Below are 3,760 nucleotides of genomic sequence, written 5' to 3' on the forward strand. Positions count from 1 at the left end.
TCATGGGATCAAGCTTGCCAGAATCACCCATCGGTTTTCGTTTAATTGCCCCCAAATGGGAGGAACAATTCACTAGGTAACAGCATTTGACGTTCTGAATGGTTATACATGATAGAGGTCTCCAAGTGCAAGGGTTTTTGTGTCGTATTATTCCTTGCACTTTATTTCGACATAAGACCGTGCAAATCCTAGTCATATATAGTTTTTTTGGTTATTCAGCAGTCCCTATTTAAACTACTTAAATATAAAGAGCGCACCATTTAGTTGACGAAATGTCAACTAAATGGTGCGCAGTGAGTTTAACCGCAACGTTTGCTATCCATTAACAACCCCACTATCGATGTTATTGCTATTGTTACTGTAAAAGTAACAGGTTGCTCCAACAACAGATTGTTCTTACTCAACCTTAGCAACGTTTGCTTGTTGTTTTGAATACAAGTTCAAAGGTATTTCTTTTGTAAGTAGGAATGTTAGTTCCAACAACAGGTTGATCTAATTTAGATCCACCTTCATCACCAGATATTTTCTGCAAATCCAACACTTGATTCATTTGTTATTCACCTCCTTATACTAGTATATTTTTGACCTACTCAATGTTAGCAACTTCACCAAAACATCGGATTAGTTTTTATTTTCCAGTCCGACTGTCATAGCTCGAGTGTCTAGTTTAGATCTAGATTCCTTGTCAGAGATCTTCTGCAAATCCAACACTTGATTCATTTGTTATTCACCTCCTTATACTAGTATACTTCACACCATAACTTTCAATGGCTCCCTCTTAAACTTTGTTTCCCTATAAAATCTGTCTATATTTACTACCGGGAGCCAATACAATGGATTATCCTTTAAAATTCCTTCTAACGCTAATATGATACCAGCGCTACCTGAGGATAAATCGTCCGACAGACGGAAACTAAAGTAACCTGGGAATGACAAATAATCTTTTTTCTCGACCAAAAACAGATTTAACAATTCAAGTACATCATCTTTTTTGGATTCATACGCTGTATCATTTCCCCCAATCATGGGAGGCACTAGCAACAAACTACCAGCTCCATCGAATAAGCTTCCGTTAATTGTAGATCGCATTTTAGATAGGTTTGTGATCAGCCTTAACTCTTCTTGAAAAACTTTTTCCTCACTGACATGATTTAGATACGATATAGCAACCCCTACACCAATTGAGCCTCCTGATAAAAAAGATAACAGCCTGTTATTATCATCAATTGTGTTCAGTACTTCCAAATCTTTATCTTCGACTGTTCTCTTTAAGTCCTTTACTATTAATTCTAAAGACCTTAGATAATATTTTCTGTTCCCAGTCAAAGAATAAAGCGCTGAGTAAAACATCGATACCCCTGACCATCCATCGATTAATCCGATTGGACTTCCTGACCAGTCTTGTACAATAAGTTCTTTGTTTCCTTCTATAAAGCCATCTATCATCTTCGCTAAAGACTCTGCTTTTGCTAAGAAGGTTTCTTCCATTCTCTCTAAATATAAACTAGACAACGCCAATCCTACTCCTGCTAAGCCTGATCTAAGAGATACATCAGAATGATCTAAATTGTTTTCTATATCTGTAAACATAGTCAGAGATTCTTCTTTATACCCAAATTCGTATAGTACGCTCCCTATACCAGCTTTCCCTGTGAGCAATCCTGCAGTCTCTACCGTATTAGTATTGTTCATTAAATACTGTTCAATCCATTCATTTACCTTATTATTTACGTTTCCTGTCCTAACAAACGCTAGTGCTGCCCCAGCCCCTCCATTTAAGACATTTAACTTTCCATCATTGTATTCGTACTGCCTGATATCACCATTTATCAATCTCATATCTTCAGTGAAATTATCTTCAATTCCCTTTTTAAGGCTCTCAATTATTGACGAGATACTCTTTCTTCTCACATCATTAGCATCCATATTGTTGAATAGGGTTATTTCCTCACCGAAGTTTACTAGGTGTTTATTGCACTTCTGTAATATAGCTCCTATGAACTGATAAAAATCCTTATCATAAAATTCTTTAACCCATTTGTAATAGTAGTCATTTAAATATTCATCTACCTCTTCAGAAGAAAGGATTGGAAGCAGACTAAAGCGCACAATTTTTTGTAATGCATACCAATCCCTAGCCCCACTAGTTTTGATTTTTGAACTTACAAATCCTGTTGTTGCCATTCCGGGTTTCTCCTGTGAGGTTTTTTTCTTTGCTGTCTCAAAATCAACCAGCGTCACTTTAAAATCTTCAGATATCATGATATTAGCTGGTTGTAAGTCATCCATTGCTATATTTCTATCATGCATCTCTTCAACAATCTTTACTAATTGAGGTAAAATCTTCTTCAATTTTAACTTGTAATCATTAATGGATAGATCTTTCATAACAGGATAATTTCTTTCAATCCATGAATACAAATCTTGCCCTTCTACATATTCTTCAACAAGAAAATAATGTTCCCACATCTTGAAATCATCTAACACATCAACAACACCAGTAACATTCGAAAGTTTTTTTAGTGCATTGCGCTCTATTTTTTGCCTCTCTACTGCATCCACAAAATGTCCATCGAGACCAGCTTTTGGTCTTGCTTCTTTGATGATCACTTTTTTATTGTCTGTCTTTCTTTCTGCAAGATATATCCCCCCACTGTTAGTAAAACAAAGAGAAGTTTGGATTTTGTACAAATTAAGCTTATTATCTCCCTCACCTTCATCATTAGAACTATCATTCAAAGAATCCAAGTGTTCATCAAACTCTTTGACGAATTCAGGGACTTGGTAAAAAGGTGTTCTTTCATCTATCACCAGATTTCCTTGGTCATCTTTGACACATAATTCACCCTTATCGTTATACATGCTGCTAAATCCGCCATACCGATAGTAAACATTACTATCCTTCCAACGTTTATCATTAAGAATATATGGTCCTTTTTCATAGGACTGAATTTTTTCTCGGAGAGCATCTAACAAAAACAAAAATTCACTGTCATCCTTAGGGTAAATAGCAATGAACTTCCCAGAACTTCCTCTATTCGCACTTTTATCATTCATATTAAGGAGTATCTCTTTGTTTTTAATATGTTTAAATGCCACCTTATATTGAATTAAAACCTCCCTTACATCTTTCAATATCTGTTCCGCGTCATTCATCGTTGAACTGACGTGTATTTTCCATCCTTGGTCTGGTAGAGATTTATCCTTGCATTCATAATATCTCCATATTGAATTTTCATCATCGATCACAGTCCAGTCGGATTTGAGACTATCTACATAAAATTCCTTTGTAGAATCAAATTTATCATATGGTTCGTAGTATTCAGATCCTTGTTTCAAATAGTTATGATAGAGCATATCGTCTTTCATGAAAAAAATCTCCTTCTGAATGAAATCTACTTCTACCGTGAGCTGCTTTTATGAAATATTTTTACCTAGTTACTTTTTGGAGTGAGGGTTATTTTAAATTTCTGCCAAGATAATTAGGCTATCTTATATTTATCCCGCCGGTAATAAATTGAGGGGTTCACTTCATCCAATCTTTGCTTTACGATATTCTTATCTCCCCTTCATTCCTTTAACGGGCTGAAAAAATAGGTTAAATTCATATAAGTTCTTGTTACTTATTATATTAGACCATTTCTCTTAAATCAATGGACGCAGCGCCAACATTGTGCCACATATAAGCCTAACTAGAGCCGTTTTTTTATCTATCTATTTAACGTGAGTAATCTTCCTGTTCTCAAGCTTGATCCCATGG

The 3,760-nt window shown here is 35.4% G+C and carries 3 protein-coding genes; all 3 read right to left on the reverse strand.

The features are described 5' to 3' along the window. Positions 1-406 precede the first annotated feature (406 nt). Entirely contained in the window at positions 407-550 is a 144-nt protein-coding gene (locus tag BLT29_RS13435) for a class III lanthipeptide (protein ID WP_176763927.1), read from the reverse strand. A gap of 71 nt (positions 551-621) precedes the next feature. Continuing rightward, complete coding sequence (locus tag BLT29_RS14055) at positions 622-720, reverse strand: class III lanthipeptide (RefSeq protein ID WP_218124012.1); 99 nt, start codon at positions 718-720, stop codon at positions 622-624. Between the two features lie 30 nt (positions 721-750). Then, complete coding sequence (gene lanKC, locus BLT29_RS12940) at positions 751-3,369, reverse strand: class III lanthionine synthetase LanKC (protein WP_090776733.1); 2,619 nt, start codon at positions 3,367-3,369, stop codon at positions 751-753. Positions 3,370-3,760 lie beyond the last annotated feature (391 nt).

Source organism: Shouchella lonarensis (genome assembly GCF_900096965.1).
Taxonomy (GTDB): domain Bacteria; phylum Bacillota; class Bacilli; order Bacillales; family Bacillaceae_D; genus Shouchella; species Shouchella lonarensis.